The following is a 16,745-nucleotide window of genomic DNA, read 5'->3' as shown; positions in this document are numbered from 1 at the left end:
ACCTAGTGACATGGAGTGAACCCTGGGGTTCGGCCCGCTCCTAGTGTTCACCCAGACTACACTGACAATATTGCCTGCACAGTTACATCAGTCTCATATAAATTATTGTTTTGCCAAAAATAAACAGGTTTCCAAAACAGAGTCCGGGTTAAGTGACACACTCTCGATACCCTCTTTCATTAACCATTGTGCAAAATCCTGGTGATCTGAAGGTCCTTGGCCACAAATACCTATATATTTATTCGCCTTTTTACATGCAGAAATGGCCATATGTAACAAAGCTTTTACTGCATCATTACGCTCATCAAATTGAGCAGCAATCAATCCTGAATCTCTATCTAAACCTAAGGTTAACTGAGTTAAGTCATTAGAACCTATAGAAAAACCATCAAAATATTCTAAAAACTTTTCTGCTAACAATGCATTGGAGGGTACTTCACACATCATGATTACACGCAGTCCATGTTTGCCGCGCTCAAGCCCATGTTGTTTTAAAACCTGAATCACATTACTGGCTTCAGAAACAGTCCTTACGAAAGGGATCATCACTTCTACATTGGTTAAGCCCATTTCTTCTCGAACTCGTCGTACTGCTTTACACTCCAAGGCAAAGCATTCGGCAAAAGATTCAGAAACATAACGTGATGCGCCTCTAAAACCCAACATCGGATTTTCTTCATGTGGCTCATATAAATTACCGCCAATAAGATTAGCATATTCATTGGATTTGAAATCTGATAATCGCACAATGACAGGCTTAGGATAAAACGCAGCAGCAATTGTCGCAATTCCCTCTTTTAATCGTTCGATATAATATTCAACTGGAGAAGCATAAGCCGCTGTTTTTTCAATAATAAATTGTTTTAATTCTTTATCTTTTAGGTTATCAAAATCCAGCAACGCACGTGGATGAATACCAATTGTATTGGAAATTAAAAACTCTAAACGAGCTAAGCCCACTCCTGCGTTGGGAATGGACTGGAATGTAAAGGCTCTTTCAGGATTCCCAACATTCAACATGACTTTCATCGGTAACTCAGGCATGGTTTCTACATCAAGGCGCTCTTGCTCATAAGGCAATATACCTGCGTAAACATAACCGTTATCGCCTTCAGCGCAGCTAACAGTCACTTCATTACCATCACGTATAGTTTTTGTCGCATCCCCACATCCGACCACAGCAGGAATACCCAATTCACGAGCAATAATAGCCGCGTGACATGTTCGACCACCACGGTTAGTCACAATAGCAGAGGCACGCTTCATAACGGGTTCCCAATCAGGGTCAGTCATATCTGAAATCAATACATCACCGGGTTGGACTCGGTCCATTTCACTGACGTCTTTAATAATTCGTGCTTTACCTTGGCCTATACGTTGTCCGATACTGCGACCTTCGGCGAGTACTTCACCCTTCTTTTTAAGAGTATATCGTTCCAATATTTGTTTATTGTCACGACTTTTTACTGTTTCAGGACGAGCTTGTAATATGTACAGTTGACCATTCAAGCCATCTTTCGCCCACTCTATATCCATCGGCCGGCCATAATGCTCCTCAATAATCATGGCTTGATGAGCTAAACGCTCCACTTCATCTGGGGTTAAAGAAAATAATAATCGCTCTTTCGCATCAACATCGACCGTTTTAACACGTTCTTTCTTGCTGGGATCATCACAATAAACCATCTTTATCGCTTTACTACCTAGATTTCTGCGAATTACTGCGGGTTTACCTGCTTTTATTCCAGGTTTATGTACGTAATATTCATCAGGGTTTACGGCTCCCTGAACAACCATCTCACCCAAGCCATAGGATGAAGTAATAAATACTACCTGATCAAAACCTGACTCAGTATCCATAGTAAACATCACGCCACTTACAGCCAAATCACTACGAATCATCTGTTGAATACCTGCAGATAAAGCGACCTCATGATGTTCAAACTGATGATGTGTACGATAAGTAATGGCTCTGTCATTGAATAATGATGCAAAAACATGCTTTATTGAGAGTAGAACCTCATCAATCCCTTTTACATTTAAAAAAGTTTCTTGCTGACCGGCAAAGGAGGCATCAGGCAAGTCTTCTGCTGTTGCTGATGAACGAACTGCCACACTAAAATTATCATGGCCAATCGTTTTCGCCAGCTGTTCGTAAGCAACTCGCACTGAACGTTCAAACTCAGGGGTAAATGGCGTGTTGACAATCATTTGTCTAATCTCTTTCCCTACCACAGCTAATTGCTGCACATTATCTGCATCCAGGATTGCTAATTTTGCGTAGATTTTTTTATCTAAATTATCCTGAGACAAAAACTCCCGAAATGAGTCTGCGGTCGTCGCAAAACCACCAGGAACAGCAACTCCTGCTGAGGATAAATGACTGATCATCTCTCCAAGAGAGGCATTTTTTCCACCAACCTGCTCCAGGTCGTGCATGCCAAGATGTGCTAAATCAATAATATGTGTTTTGACCGTCATAGTTACCCCGAGCCCATAAAATGATAAGTTGTCATTTTACTGAAAATGTACGGCTATGGGAATTGAAACTTTATTGTCAGACAATATTCGTACTCATATCTTAAATTCATCGGATAGTTTTCTTGATCCAGGATATGAGTACCTATACTTGGGTCTGTCTAGGATTCGCTAGATTATGCGTTACTTGCAGCCAAAGCCTGAGAAAAATCCTTATGGAAATTCGCGGCGCCCAGAAGTTCAATGATCCCCCCTTTGCGTAGTTTTTCCTCTACCCGTGAATTCGCTCCACTTAAAATCACTCTCACTTTTCGTTTATGTAAATCTTCAATCACTTCTTCCAAAGTTTGCAAACCGGTTACATCCATAAAGGGAACCCAACGCATTCTAAGGATTAAAGTCTTGGGATCAGAATGAGTTACTGCTAAAGCATGTTGAAATGCTTCAGCGGCAGCGAAGAAAAAAGGGCCTTCGACGGCATAAACCAACACACCATCAGGCAAATTGTCCATATTTTGTCGTGCCAATTCATGCGCCAATTCTTCCTGAGACATTTGCTGTACTTCAACACTAGAAGCCATACGCCGTATAAAATGCAACACAGCAATAATTACCCCTATATTTACTGCAACCACCAAATCAACAAACACGGTAAGGAAAAAAGTGACTAATAAAATCACCACATCAGCTTTGGGGGCACGTTGTATTAATTTAACAAAATGTTTTACTTCACTCATATTCCAAGCGACGACAAATAAAATTGCGGCCAATACGGTAAGAGGTATATTTACTGCCAATGGAGCCAAGAAAAGAATAATGAGTACCAATGTGAGTGCATGAATTATCCCTGCTAACGGGCTATTTCCCCCATTGCGAATGTTTGTTGCAGTACGTGCAATCGCCCCTGTTGCTGCAAACCCTCCAAATAAGGGTGCAAAAATATTCGCGATTCCTTGACCAATGAGCTCTTGATTGGAATTATGTTTTGTGCCCGCCATCCCATCAGCGACTACTGCAGATAAAAGAGACTCTATGGCACCCAGCATGGCAATAGTAAACGCAGGTCCTATCAATTCGAGCACTCTATCTATTGTCAGATCAGGGAGTTTAAATTCGGGTAAACCTTGAGGTATTCCTCCAAATAAGGAACCTATGGTAGCCACCCCAGAAAAATGATAGACAGACTGTAATATGGAAACGGTTAATAAAGCAACAAGTGGGCCTGGGACACGTTTTAATCCAGGAATTCTGTTTGAAAAAATGACTAAGAATAACGAGAAAAAGCCCAAAATAGTTGTAGGTACATTGAGTTGGGGAAGGGCATGCAATAAGTACCATAATTTTTCGTGAAAATGGCCGCTACCTCCTGAGGGAAGACCCAAAAAGTAATGCCATTGTCCAACCCAAATCACGACACCGATTCCTGCTGTAAAACCAATAATTACAGGGGCAGGTATAAATTTAATAATGCCGCCTAAACGAGCCAGGCCAAAAATTAATAACATGAACCCCGCGATCAAGGTGGAAATTTGCAAACCAGAAACCCCGTATTTTGCAGTAATACCTGAAAGGACTACAATAAATGCGCCTGTAGGACCTGCGATTTGTAAACGACTTCCACCCATCACTGAAACAATTATCCCAGCGATAATTGCGGTATAGATCCCTTGTTCCGGCCTCACACCCGAAGCAATAGCAAATGCCATCGCAAGAGGTAAAGCGACAACTCCTACAATAATTCCTGAGATAATATTTTGTAACCAATATTTTTTGTGAAACAGACCTGCTTGATAAGATTCGATTATGGTTTTCATAAAATGATGTGACTTATTTTTAAATATGAGATCATTATACACAAACATATTAAAAAGATATCAAATTTGAGATAAAATTCCTTACTTTAATTCACATCTGGTCGCGCATCTAATATTATATGTGCTTTATCATTAGGGCTAGCTACTTATGACTCTTACTGCTTTAAATGCGATCTCTCCAATCGATGGACGTTATATCAATAAAACACGGGCTTTGAGTCCTTATTTTAGTGAATTCGCCTTAATTTATTATCGCCTCACTGTAGAAATTCGCTGGCTTGAATCGTTAGCCGCGAATAATTCTATTACGGAGGTCCCTCAATTAAATCAAAAGGCTAAAGATTTCCTCAATGATCTGATTGCCAATTTTGATGAAACTGAGGCGATCAAAATTAAAGAATTTGAAAAGCAAACAAATCATGATGTTAAAGCAATAGAATATTATCTAAAAGATAAATTCCAGCAAAATGACAGCTTGAAAGCAATTACTCCTTTTATACATTTTGCTTGTACGTCAGAGGACATCAACAATTTAGCTTATGCGTTAATGGTAAAACAAGCCATTGCACAGGTCATTCAACCTACACTTGCTGAAATCATGGGCAGCATTACTCTCCTAGGAAAACAACATGCTGATGTATCTATGTTATCCAGAACCCATGGACAGCCCGCAACGCCTACAACAATGGGTAAAGAGCTAGTCAATTTTGTTGCTCGGCTCAAAAGACCACAGCAACAACTCTGTGAAGTCTTGATCCCAGGTAAATTTAACGGTGCGGTTGGCAATTATAATGCCCATGTTGTGGCCTATCCAGAGGTAGACTGGCGTAAACACTGTTCTAACTTTGTCACCTCTCTAGGGCTATCTTTTAATGCCTACACCACACAAATTGAGCCACATGATGGTTTGGCAGAAGTATCACAAATTATGATCCGTATTAATAACATTCTACTGGATTATACTCAGGACATCTGGAGTTATATTTCTCTGGGCTACTTTAAACAAAAAACTGTAGCTGAAGAAGTGGGGTCATCCACCATGCCTCATAAGGTAAATCCTATTGATTTTGAAAATGCAGAAGGAAATCTGGGGGTAGCCAACGCTCTATTCATTCATTTTGCTAATAAACTCACACAATCAAGACTGCAACGCGATTTATCTGACTCTACTGTTTTACGCAATATAGGGATGGGATTTTCTTACAGCTTAATCGCCTACCTCTCTTTGACTAAAGGTAATGATAAATTACAAATCAATAAACGTGCTTTACAAGAAGATTTAAAAGCAAACTGGGAAGTACTTGCAGAAGCGGTGCAAACGGTCATGCGCCGATATAATGTCCCCAATGCATATGAACAGTTAAAAGCATTAACCCGAGGACATGGAATAGATGAGCAAAGCCTCAAGTCATTTATTAAGGAGCTCTCTATACCCGAAGAAGCGAAAGCGCAACTGCTTAAACTGACACCAGAAAACTACACGGGGCTGGCAACTCAGTTAGTAAAGGCCTTTTTATGAGTGATACACTCACACAACAAGGACAAACTTTTGAGTTTGATGTGCTTGTTATTGGTACGGGACTAGCGGGTTTGCAATATTGTTTGCAGCTCATTAGTCTGCAGCCACGTCTAAAGATTGCATTAATTAGCAAGGCAGAGGCTATTGAATGCAATAGTCGGTACGCTCAAGGCGGAATCGCTGCTGTTTTTTCAGCAGAAGATTCGCTGGAATCACATATTTCAGATACTCTGGTTGCAGGTGATGGTCTGTGCTATCCGCCAGCTGTTGAATTCATTATTCGGCAAGGTCCAGACGCAATAAAACAACTGAGCGAATACAACGTTCATTTTAAACAAGACAGCAAAGGCAATTTTAATTTAGCACAAGAAGGTGGACACTCTCACCGGCGTATCTTTAATTGTGGCGATCAAACCGGTCTATCCATCACACAAATAATGAATCAACTTGCTTTGCAAAGTGAACAAATTTGTCTTTTTGAACATCATGTTGCTGTAAACCTCATTACTCATTACCATCCCCATCGCACGGATATTCAAGGGGAAGTTTTAGGGGCTTATGTTTTAGATTGTTCCGCAAACCGGATTCATACTTTTTTGGCAAATTGCGTGATACTGGCCACAGGAGGCGCAGGTAAAACATACAGATACACCACTAACCCTATGGTCGCCACAGGAGATGGAGTGGCCATGGCTTATCGTGCCGGAGCTCGCGTGGGTAACATGGAATTTTACCAGTTTCACCCTACCCTATTGCATCATCATTCGTTGAATAATTTTCTCATTTCGGAAGCGGTGCGTGGCGAAGGGGCATTACTTAAAAATGCTGAGACTGGCGAACGGTTCATGAAACAGTATGCCCCAGAACAAATGGAGTTAGCAACACGTGATGTGGTTGCACGTGCCATTTTTAGTGAAATTGAGCGCAGTCAAATGGGATATGTTTATCTCGATATTACCCATCAATCCAAAGACTTTTTGAAAAAACGCTTCCCTCAAATTTATACAACTCTTTTATCCATTGGCATTGATATGAGCCAAGATATGATTCCTGTTGTGCCCGCAGCACATTATCAGTGCGGAGGAATACTTACCGATATTGATGGTCGCACTGATTTAAAACGTCTCTATGCCATAGGTGAAGTTGCCTTTACTGGTTTACATGGTGCCAATCGTCTGGCGAGTAACTCGTTACTTGAAGCTTTAGTTATGGGTTCCAATGCCGCCCGATGTACTTTAAAAGATATTTCTGCCCCTTGGAAATATACCGAACATATTCCGAACTGGAGTGCTCCTAGTGAAGTCAATGCACGACGTGCCAGCCAGATTAATGCACAGTGGCGGGGATTAAGAGGAGAAATGACCTCTTATGCTGGGATAGTCCGGACTGAAGCAGGGCTTGAAGATCTACTACAATTAATAATGAAACGAAAAAAAATAATTGAAGAGTATTATTGGAGGCATTGCATCACCCGAGATTTCATTGAGCTGAGAAACATTATTCTTAATGCCGAATTAATTGTAAGAGCTGCTCTAGCAAGGCGAGAATCACGTGGTGGTCACTTCCGTGAAGATTATCCTAATAAAAAAGCTGAGGCACAAGAAAGTATTGCCAAACTCGGGTTAATGGATACTTCACCTGAATAATAGATTTAATGTAGGTTGGGTACAGCTACCTTCATCCTGGGCGTAGCGAGGGATGAAGAGGTTCTATTGCACCCAGGCTAAATATTCCAAACGACACATTAAAATGATTTGAGGCAAAAATAGATGTTTAAGAATCCCACCCTTTACACACCTGAAACAACATTAATGCATATCCGGAACGATATGAGCATTTGTCAAAGTGACTACCCCATAGACTGGTATCAGGAAGACTTTATCCCATATGCCCAAGAATACCAAGCATTGCCAGATCGTAAGCTGACCACCGTTTTAGCATGGATGACTCCTTATCTCAGAAAAGCACAGGATCATTTTGGAGAACGACTATTACTCTTGGCCCATTATTATATGGGCGGTGATATTGTCCGCTTAGTCGAGCAATTTGGTGGGCTTATTGGTGATTCCTATCAATTAGCCTTAATGGCAGCCGAGCATCCTGAAAAATCCGTTATTATTGAATCTGCGGTGCATTTCATGGCTGAATCAATTAGTATTTTAGCGAATAAGGACCAACAAGTTTACATTACTAATCCTAAATCCGGTTGCACTATGGAGATGCTGGCTAAAGACTTCATGGTTGAACCTGCTTTTCTTGATTTAAATGAACGTTATGGTGCCGAGAATATTTTACCTGTTTGCTATATGAATACTTCAGGCCGAGTCAAAGCACTTACTGGAGCCCAAGGTGGCGCAGTATGTACTAGCTCCAACGTAAAAAAAATATTTCAATGGGCATTAAAGCAAAATAAAAAAATTCTCTTTATTCCCGATCAACATATGGGCGAGAATGTCGCCTATTGGTTAGGCATAAAAAATCGTGCTTATTGGCCAGGCGGATCTGCCGGAGCTCAATATTCACTTGCTGAGCAAGATGCAAAAACACTGAAGCAATTTGATGACGCTCAACTCATTCTATTTGCCAGCCAATGTGCCGTACATACGCATTATCAACCGGAAATGTGTGATTATTGGCATCATCAAGGCTTTGCTACGATTGTTCATCCTGAATGCCGCAATTCAGTGATCAAAGTAGCACAACACTCAGGCTCTACCGCCTTCATCTGGGATTATGTGGTTCATGATCGCGCCAAGACAAAGCGTTATGCTATTGGTACTGAGAATCATATGGTAGAAAACCTCAAACAACATTGTAAAAGCTTAAATATAGAAGTAGTCAATTTGGCTGAAGCACCTAAAAAGGAAAATGAAAAAGGTATAGGCTGTGGCTGCGCTACCATGTCACGCAATGATCCTCCGCATCTAGTCGCGCTTGTCGATTTACTAAGACAGGGAAAAAACATGTCTTACAATGAGGTTAAAGCTGGAGATGTGGTCAATGAGTTCACTGGAAGCAGATATAGATTACCGGAACATGATCAGCAATGGGTTATTGATAATGCAAAAAAATCATTACAAATGATGATAGATATAACAGAAGATCGTATTTAATTCTTTCACTAAACCTGTACAGTGCAGCCAAGCGTAACCGCTTGGCTATATTTGAGTAGAAATTATCAGTAAGTTCATGGTGACCTTAATGACAAGCACAGCTAGGTGATTGGGAGCCATCTTTACAAGTTAGATAACCAGTAGATTTATTGCATTGACCTACCCCACCATGTTTCGAACAACAACCTTTATTACTTGTACCGTTGGTTGTAGTACTTGTTGTACTGGTTGTAGGTTTAGTAGTAGTCGATTTTCCACTCCACCAGTGAGTTTTAGGTTTGGTTGTAGTTGTCGTAGTATTTGTAGTAGTCGGAGGAGTAGCAGTTGTTGTTTTGGTAGTTTTTTGCTTAGTCGTTGTTGTAGGCTTTTCTTTCTTACACTTACACGTTGGTGACGCCGTACCATCCTTACACATTTGAAACCCAGTCGTTTTATTACAGGAGGCAACCCCGCCATGCCCTGAACAACATGCCGCATATACCGCTAACGGACTACTCACTAAAAAAAGAACAGCAATAAGCTGGTTTACCCATCTGGATGCCCTATTAGTATTTTTCATTTGAAAACTCCATTTTCGTCTATGACATTAATAATATAGACCATATTTATTAAAACGACACAAGGGTTTATACCCCTGAGTATGGACATACAAAACTAATATCCACAAATAAGTTACACGCATAATTTGCTTTAAACTTAATTGCCTTCTTTAAACCCAAAAAGTCCTTTAATCTTGGCAAAAAAGCCTTCAGCCTCTGCTTCGAGCTCTCGTAAGTCACCCAGTTTTTGAACGATACCCATTTCCTCTTCATTGAGTTCCACACCAATTTTACTTAATGCTTGTTGTGGATCATCTTTTAATTCACTAAAAAAGTTAGGATCGTTTTTAATCGCTTCCATTACTGCCATCACTTTGGGGCTTTGGCTTGTAAGTGTACTGAAATCCATAATCATGACTCCTTAGATGACTAAACATAACATATAGTTATTTTAGTACATAAATTAACCAACTCTATGGATAATCCGCTCACCATAGCCATAATTTAAATCATGCTGTATAGAATTGACATTGCTCCAATCCCTGAGTACAAACAAAACCATTTAATGTCTCAATCCAACTGTAATCCTGACGCGATGGGATTTTAGTTAAGGCCTGCCACCAAATGGAGTATTCACCCAAAGAATTCCTATAAGTACAAACCACTCCTTGTCCATAACCAGCAACTAAAATATTCGCCCGAACAAAATAGGTATTCACATCTCCTTGTGGAGGATTAGGTGAATAAGGATTGACAGTCCACGGAGCTGGGGGCACGCCCCATTTTAATGAAGTCGTTTGCGGATCAGGACAATTCGTCGCATAACCAACCCCAACAAATTGCGCAAGAAAAAAACTAAAAAAAATAAAATGATATTGCCTCATAACACCCACTTTTATAATTAGCTATTTTTTAAATAATAATATACTAAAACCCATTGTGAGAATTTATTTCTTTGTTATAATGGCCGCTCAAATGCCTGGGTGGCGGAATTGGTAGACGCGCCGGATTCAAAATCCGGTGGTGGTGACACCGTGTGGGTTCGAGTCCCACCCTAGGTACCATTTTAAGTTATTTATTTTCTAGACCTCACCTCCCTTCTTAAAATCCATAAGCAACGTGATTTTTAAAAATAATTAAAGACTTCTAAATTCCAAATTAACCTTCAAAACTACATATTACTATCTTTTTAAACTAAAAAATAAAACCAGCCTATACTATAAAGAAGAATGACATGTGCTTTACGCAACTTAAGGAATTAAGATGTCGACTAAGTGGATTAAGAGTCATCTGACTTTGATAGCAGGACTTTCATTACCCATTCTACTTATGCTTGTATTTGTTATTTCAAATCTTTCTTTTTTAAAAACTGATCCACCACATTATGGTCTGCTATTTTCTGTCTTGGACTCCTCATCAGGTTCCTTTCCGGTGCAAGTGAATCTAATCGTTAAAAATGATAAATTGGTGGCTCAATACTCAAAAACTCAAAATAATTATTGGGGAATAAAAAAACTCTACTTCTTTGATGCAAAAACACAAAAAGTACGTGAACTCCCTTTAGATTTCCCTAATTTTAAAGATAACTCAAGTTTCAAAGAAGAAGCGGTGCAATCAGCCCAACAATTTACACTGGATACATCACTGGAGTCTCCTGATGGCTATATTTTGTATACTGACAATAATAATTTAAATACTGGATTGTTGTCTGATCTGCTAATTGGTAATAACTATAAAAACAATTATATATGTCTTAAAAAAGACGCTACGTGCTTTAAATTATCCAACCCTAGTTTAGGACGGTATTTTACTTCGAGTAATGTCCAATTTATTGGCTGGATTAAACCATGAATAAAGAGCAAGCGTTACAACAAATCGTTGATCTTGCCAAGCAATATCAAATTGAAATTAAAGAAATAGCTATCGCATTGAAACCGAATCAATCTACAAGCCCAACAGATCAAACCAGCTGGCTAAATAAGCTGTACAGTTATCTAGGTGGCATCCTAATCTTTGCAGGGATTTGCGCACTGATTGTGATGAAATGGGAAGAATTCAATATCTACGAACGTGTGACCTTAACTTTAGGTTTTGGCTTCTCGTCCTATATTTTGGCATTTTTATGCTTCAAACACCCCAATTATCAAAAAGCTGCGACGCCATTCTTGCTGATCGCCTTATTCCTTGAACCAACGGGACTTGTCATCTTATTGCAAGAGTATCCTACGCTTCTGCCAATAGGGTGGTTATTCATCATAGTCATTATCTACTTCACCCATCAACATCTTGCAATTATATGGGATAAGACATTCATTCTTGCAATCGCTACGGTTGTATTTGGAAGTATCCTTTTTTCCTGTACAACAGAGAGTAATCGAATTTTTTTAAATCTAGGTTTTGGATTTTTAACTTTTATTCTGGGTCTTTACCATCAAGACAAATCATCCAAAATGAGCGCTCCTTTGTTTCTTGTTGCCGCAGTTCTTGAAGCTGGTGGCTTGCTCACTCTTGTATCACAATATACTTCGATGCTGATGCCGACATGGGGGGTACTCTTTGTAAGTTTTATACTCTTTTTACAATATGGCATTACATTTATCAGCACAAGACTGACCGTACTTGCTTTTATCACGTTGGTTTTCCTCTATTCTTTTTTCCTCGCAACATTTGAATTACTGGGGATATCAGAACGTTTACAATGGTTTGTACTCAGTAGTTCATTACTAGCAGTCAGTTCATTTATAAATCATTCAAAATACCAAAGTATTGCTGGATTACTCTTTTTCATATCCTCGGTCGTACTACTCTCTGTAACATTCGATGTCGTTAAAGATAAACCTTATGAAATCCTCTACTTAGGTTTAGCTTGTGGATTAATATATATGGCAATTATAGAAAGCAGCCGCGTTTTACTCTTCATCGCAAGTTTGGCCACCCTGTGCTTTATTTTGTATTTTTCAAGCCAACACTTCCCCCACACCATAGGGTGGCCGATTACCTTGATTATCATTGGAATACTCTTAGTGGGAGTCAGTGGCATTATTATCAAACTAAATAAAAAATATATGTAACATGTATATCAAAACTTTGAAGAAGGATCGAATTTCAGTACAGGTTGAACGAATTTTTTTGAAAAAGGGAGCATAGATGAACTATGTGAGTATTTTTCAAAAGGATTTCATTTAAGATGTACCACCATTCTTTGATGCAGAGTGACCATTTACCTAATGGGATTCAATTCACCCTCTTTCTCTAAGGCATTTACGTTTTGTCGATTTTCTTTTGTTTGCTCTTTAATCATAATTAAAAAAGGAATGAAGAGTAGCGCAAATAAAATGGAGAGTTGATACAAACCTACCCAGCCTATGGCTATTTGAATCGTTGCTGCAACAGGTCCTGAGAGAATACGAGGTAATGTAGAAAGAGCAACAAGCATCGAAAATTGAGTTCCAGTATACTGTTTGTCAACTAAACGCATGAATAAAGCAACAAGCGCTGTAGACCCCATTCCCGCTGCAAAATTATCAAAAAATACTGCAATTGCCAATAATGTAATATTTTTTCCTATCATGGCTAAAGCAACAAATAGGACATTGGTTAATGCTTGCAATAATCCAAAGATCAGTAACGAGCGATACAGCGAATAGCGCATCAATAAAAATCCTGCACACAAGCCGCCAAGTAAAATGGAACCGACTCCTAGCATTTTATTAATGTAGCCTATGGTCTCTAAAGAAAAACCAAGCCCTTGAATTAAAAAAGGCATAACAATACCACTGGTAGTCGTTGTAAACGCTTCACCTAACTTATAACAAAAAATAAACAGTAATAGTGGGATAACTCCTGGACGAAATATCAATTCCTTGACAGGAGCGAGAAAAGATAAGGCAAAATTACTCTTCTCTTTGATGTCAACACTGGGTTCCTCACTAAAGAAAACCGCAAGCATGCCCGCAATCATTATGAGCCCCATAAAACGGTAGGTATAAGCCCAACCGAATTTTTGTGCCATAACTAAAGCCAAACCACCTGACAACAATAACGCGATCCGATAGCCTAATACTGCTAAAGAAGCTCCCAAAGCATGTTCGCTGACTGGTAAATATTCTGCTCTATGCGCATCAATAGCTACATCTTGGGTGGCAGAAAAGCACGCTAAAATCAAAGCCAAAAAAGCCATTAATTTAGGATATTGCTCTGGAGTAAACCACGCCATTAAGTTAAATCCAAGAAGCAATAAAAATTGCATACTTAAAATCCAACTTCGTCTTTTACCCATACTAAAGAGAGAGTATCGGTCTAAAATAGGTCCCCAGAAAATACGGTAAGCATAGGGCAAACTAATTAAACTTAAAGTTCCGGTAGCAAAAACGGACATCCCGCTGTATGCAAACCATGCCTGTAAGGTACTGCTGATTAACGCCATAGGCAAGCCAGAAGAAAAACCTAAAATGAAAACAATAAATAGTCGTTTATTCATTTTGCGGAGCTCTCAAAGGCGGAAAAATTGATCTTGAAAGAAAACCTCACTCCGTCTTTCAGAAGTGAGGTACGATAGGGAGGGAAATTCCCTTCTCATTGATTAGGCAGCTTTTTTAACGGAGATCAAATGAATTTTGAAAATTAAAGTTTCATTTGGACCGATAGGACCACCAACACTACGTGGGCCATAAGCTAACTCTGAAGGTACGAAAATTTCCCAAGTAGAACCAGCAGGCATTAATTGTAATGCTTCGGTCCAACCAGGTATTACTTGTGATACTTGGAATGTCGCTGGCTTACCTGCTTTTTCAGTGCTATCAAATACAGTACCATCAATTAAAGTACCAGTATATTCAACTGTTACTGTATCAGATTTGCCTGGCTTAGCTCCTGTACCCGCTTCAATAATTTTATATTGCAAACCACTTGGCAATACAACGACACCGGATTTTGATTTGTTTGTTGATAAGAACGCTTCACCTTTAGCTTTGTTCTCTTCAGCTTTTTTATTGAACTCGGCGCTGCGCTTTGCCATCAAATCTTTCTGAAATTTATTCAGAACATCTTTCATTTGTTGTTCGGTCAAAATCAATTGGGCACCAGACATTCCATCTTGCATTCCTTTAGCTAATGCGTCCGGATTAATATCAATACCTTGATTTTTGAAGTTTTTTCCTAAATCAGCACCAATACTATAAGATAATTTATCTTTATCCGTAACAAGCGATGTAGCATCAGTAGCAGCCATTGCAGTAGACATTGCCAGCCCCATAATGGCCGCAGTGACCAATTTCATCTTCATAAAGAATCCCCTTTTAGTCTTTCTGTTGTGCATATCTTCTCCATTTGTTATGGAAGATATTGCATTCTAAAATGCATCATAATTCTGCCTAAATTCACGTGAAATTACCAGTATTTAAATGCGATTAATTGTAATTATATTACAAAGTTCATTGGATTCATGACTATCCTTAAATGCATATCCCTGGCAGCACTATGTAACAGCGAAGACGGGACGCACCGAAAGTCAATAGGTTCACTATAATTAAAATAGACAAATAACTCAGATCCCTCTACACTTTGCACTAATTGTAACTAGAGATTAACCCCCATGAACATCAGTGTATTTGATTTATTTTCCATTGGAATTGGTCCTTCAAGCTCCCATACTGTTGGTCCTATGCTTGCTGCTAATGCTTTTTTAAAATTACTGGAAGAGATGCAGCTCATGAATCAGGTACAACGTGTTAAGACCGAACTTTATGGTTCACTTGCTTTAACAGGCAAAGGTCATGGAACAGATAAAGCCATTTTAAATGGATTAGAGAACAAAGCACCTGAGACTGTGGCTCCTGAATCGATGGTTCCGCGTATGCATGAGATTCTCAGCTCCCATACTCTCAATTTAGCAGGCAAAAAAAATATTAACTTTAATGAATCTACGGATTTTCTTTTTTTACAAAAAGAACTCTTGCCAAAACATTCTAATGGAATGCGTTTTTCCGCTTTTGATAACCAAGATAATTTATTAATTGCTCAAGTTTATTACTCAATTGGCGGTGGTTTTATTACTACTGAAGAAGATTTTTCCAAAACCACTGAAGATACGAACCCACCTCCCTATCCATTTTCAACTGCAGCCCAACTTTTGGAATTATGTCAGAATAATAATTTAAGTATTGCGGAATTAATGCTTATTAATGAAAAAACATGGCGCAGTACAGAAGAAATTCATAATGGAATTTTGGCAATTGCCAAGGTTATGGATGATTGTATTGGTAATGGTTGCAAGCATGATGGCATTTTACCTGGCGGACTTAACTTAAAAAGACGTGCCCCTGATTTATATAAAAAGCTCATGAATGAAAAAGGGGTAAAAAGCATTTTCGAGCAATCAGATATCATGAACTGGCTCAATCTTTATGCCATGGCAGTCAATGAAGAGAATGCAGCGGGTGGACGTATCGTTACAGCACCCACTAATGGGGCTGCAGGTATTATTCCTGCTGTGCTCAAATATTGCCAACACGCACATGATAGAATGAGTAATGAGGACATATACACTTATTTTCTCACTGCGGCTGCGATAGGCATACTTTACAAAAAAGGTGCTTCTATTTCTGGAGCTGAAGTAGGATGCCAAGGTGAAGTAGGCGTTGCCTCGTCTATGGCTGCAGCTGGCCTTACAGCAGTTCTTGGTGGCACTGTAGCTCAAGTTGAAAACGCAGCAGAAATCGCAATGGAACACCATTTAGGAATGACCTGTGATCCTGTTTTGGGTTTAGTACAAATACCATGCATAGAACGTAACGCCATGGGTGCAGTAAAGGCAGTTAATGCAACACGAATGGCACTAATTGGTGATGGTCAACATCAAATTTCTTTAGATAAAGTGATTAAAACAATGAAGCAAACGGGGATGGACATGCAAAGTATTTATAAAGAAACATCTATGGGTGGCTTAGCAGTTAATTTACCGGAGTGTTAAGAACGGTTTATCGGCTGTTTTGATATTTTGTATAATAAATTGCTCTAGACCGAATAGCCTATGTTCATGCATCGCCTTATAAAATGACTGAATTTCCTCTTCTAAACATGAAGAGGATAGTTCACTTACAATCCCCTCGAGTTTTTCCATCTTTTTATTGATTCTCATATTCCTATACTCCTCCTCTCCACCTCTATCTTTAGGCTCTTCCCCATTTCCGGGGGCACTAATCAAGAACACAAAACTTTAACCCTTAACCTGTAATTTTCAAAATTTCTAAACCCGTAAGCACGTCTTTGAATCAGTTTCATT

14 protein-coding genes and 1 tRNA gene are annotated in these 16,745 nt (G+C 39.3%); 7 read left to right on the top strand and 8 right to left on the bottom strand.

All coding sequences use genetic code 11. The features are described 5' to 3' along the window. Positions 1-102 precede the first annotated feature (102 nt). Both ppsA and OQJ26_RS15265 read right to left on the bottom strand, forming a co-directional pair. Complete coding sequence (ppsA, locus tag OQJ26_RS15270) at positions 103-2,481, bottom strand: phosphoenolpyruvate synthase (protein ID WP_265704590.1); 2,379 nt, start codon at positions 2,479-2,481, stop codon at positions 103-105. 173 nt (positions 2,482-2,654) lie between these two features. Continuing rightward, on the bottom strand, positions 2,655-4,292 hold the full coding sequence (locus OQJ26_RS15265) for a SulP family inorganic anion transporter (protein ID WP_265704589.1): 1,638 nt from the start codon (positions 4,290-4,292) through the stop codon (positions 2,655-2,657). A 148-nt stretch (positions 4,293-4,440) separates the two neighbouring features. Between OQJ26_RS15265 and purB the strand changes: the two genes are divergently transcribed. The 3 genes from purB to nadA all read left to right on the top strand — a co-directional run bounded on the left by purB (position 4,441) and on the right by nadA (position 8,924). Further along, complete coding sequence (purB, locus tag OQJ26_RS15260; RefSeq protein WP_265704588.1) at positions 4,441-5,811, top strand: adenylosuccinate lyase; 1,371 nt, start codon at positions 4,441-4,443, stop codon at positions 5,809-5,811. Continuing rightward, the gene (gene nadB / locus OQJ26_RS15255) at positions 5,808-7,457 is read left to right on the top strand and encodes an L-aspartate oxidase (RefSeq protein ID WP_265704587.1); all 1,650 of its coding nucleotides are present in this window, start codon (positions 5,808-5,810) and stop codon (positions 7,455-7,457) included. Before purB ends, nadB begins: the two co-directional genes overlap by 4 nt. Before the next feature lie 123 nt (positions 7,458-7,580). Beyond that, positions 7,581-8,924 carry a quinolinate synthase NadA gene (gene nadA, locus OQJ26_RS15250; RefSeq protein ID WP_265704586.1) on the top strand — a complete coding sequence of 448 codons (1,344 nt, stop codon included), beginning with the start codon at positions 7,581-7,583 and terminating at the stop codon, positions 8,922-8,924. Between the two features lie 85 nt (positions 8,925-9,009). On the opposite strand, the gene OQJ26_RS15245 is transcribed toward nadA, so the two are convergent. The 3 genes from OQJ26_RS15245 to OQJ26_RS15235 form a co-directional block, all read right to left on the bottom strand. After that, positions 9,010-9,483, bottom strand: coding sequence for a hypothetical protein (locus OQJ26_RS15245; RefSeq protein ID WP_265704585.1), 474 nt, complete (start codon positions 9,481-9,483; stop codon positions 9,010-9,012). A 137-nt stretch (positions 9,484-9,620) separates the two neighbouring features. Further along, positions 9,621-9,872, bottom strand: a complete 252-nt coding sequence (locus OQJ26_RS15240) for a hypothetical protein (protein WP_058387854.1) — start codon at positions 9,870-9,872, stop codon at positions 9,621-9,623. Between the two features lie 100 nt (positions 9,873-9,972). Continuing rightward, the gene (locus OQJ26_RS15235; protein ID WP_265704584.1) at positions 9,973-10,347 is read right to left on the bottom strand and encodes a DUF3757 domain-containing protein; all 375 of its coding nucleotides are present in this window, start codon (positions 10,345-10,347) and stop codon (positions 9,973-9,975) included. Positions 10,348-10,440: 93 nt separating this feature from the next. On the opposite strand from OQJ26_RS15235, the gene OQJ26_RS15230 reads away from it, so the two are divergent. The 3 genes from OQJ26_RS15230 (at position 10,441) to OQJ26_RS15220 (ending at position 12,534) form a co-directional block, all read left to right on the top strand. Continuing rightward, positions 10,441-10,527: transfer RNA gene (locus OQJ26_RS15230), tRNA-Leu, on the top strand. Between the two features lie 199 nt (positions 10,528-10,726). After that, complete coding sequence (locus OQJ26_RS15225; protein ID WP_265704583.1) at positions 10,727-11,314, top strand: hypothetical protein; 588 nt, start codon at positions 10,727-10,729, stop codon at positions 11,312-11,314. Further along, positions 11,311-12,534, top strand: coding sequence for a hypothetical protein (locus OQJ26_RS15220; protein ID WP_265704582.1), 1,224 nt, complete (start codon positions 11,311-11,313; stop codon positions 12,532-12,534). Before OQJ26_RS15225 ends, OQJ26_RS15220 begins: the two co-directional genes overlap by 4 nt. 149 nt (positions 12,535-12,683) lie before the next feature. On the opposite strand, the gene OQJ26_RS15215 is transcribed toward OQJ26_RS15220, so the two are convergent. Both OQJ26_RS15215 and OQJ26_RS15210 read right to left on the bottom strand, forming a co-directional pair. Beyond that, on the bottom strand, positions 12,684-13,943 hold the full coding sequence (locus OQJ26_RS15215; protein ID WP_265704581.1) for an AmpG family muropeptide MFS transporter: 1,260 nt from the start codon (positions 13,941-13,943) through the stop codon (positions 12,684-12,686). A 102-nt stretch (positions 13,944-14,045) separates the two neighbouring features. Beyond that, entirely contained in the window at positions 14,046-14,747 is a 702-nt protein-coding gene (locus OQJ26_RS15210) for an FKBP-type peptidyl-prolyl cis-trans isomerase N-terminal domain-containing protein (protein WP_265704580.1), read from the bottom strand. Between the two features lie 309 nt (positions 14,748-15,056). On the opposite strand from OQJ26_RS15210, the gene OQJ26_RS15205 reads away from it, so the two are divergent. Further along, a complete protein-coding gene (locus OQJ26_RS15205) occupies positions 15,057-16,433 on the top strand; it encodes an L-serine ammonia-lyase (protein WP_265704579.1) in 1,377 nt (458 codons plus the stop codon). Positions 16,434-16,663: 230 nt separating this feature from the next. On the opposite strand, the gene OQJ26_RS15200 is transcribed toward OQJ26_RS15205, so the two are convergent. Then, a partial coding sequence (locus tag OQJ26_RS15200) for a transposase (RefSeq protein WP_072356411.1) occupies positions 16,664-16,745 on the bottom strand: 82 nt, incomplete at its 5' end.

The sequence above is a fragment of the Legionella sheltonii genome, assembly GCF_026191355.1.
Classification (GTDB): domain Bacteria; phylum Pseudomonadota; class Gammaproteobacteria; order Legionellales; family Legionellaceae; genus Legionella; species Legionella sheltonii.
The sequence above is the reverse complement of the archived record's forward strand: the minus strand, read 5'-3'. Positions and strand labels throughout refer to the sequence as shown.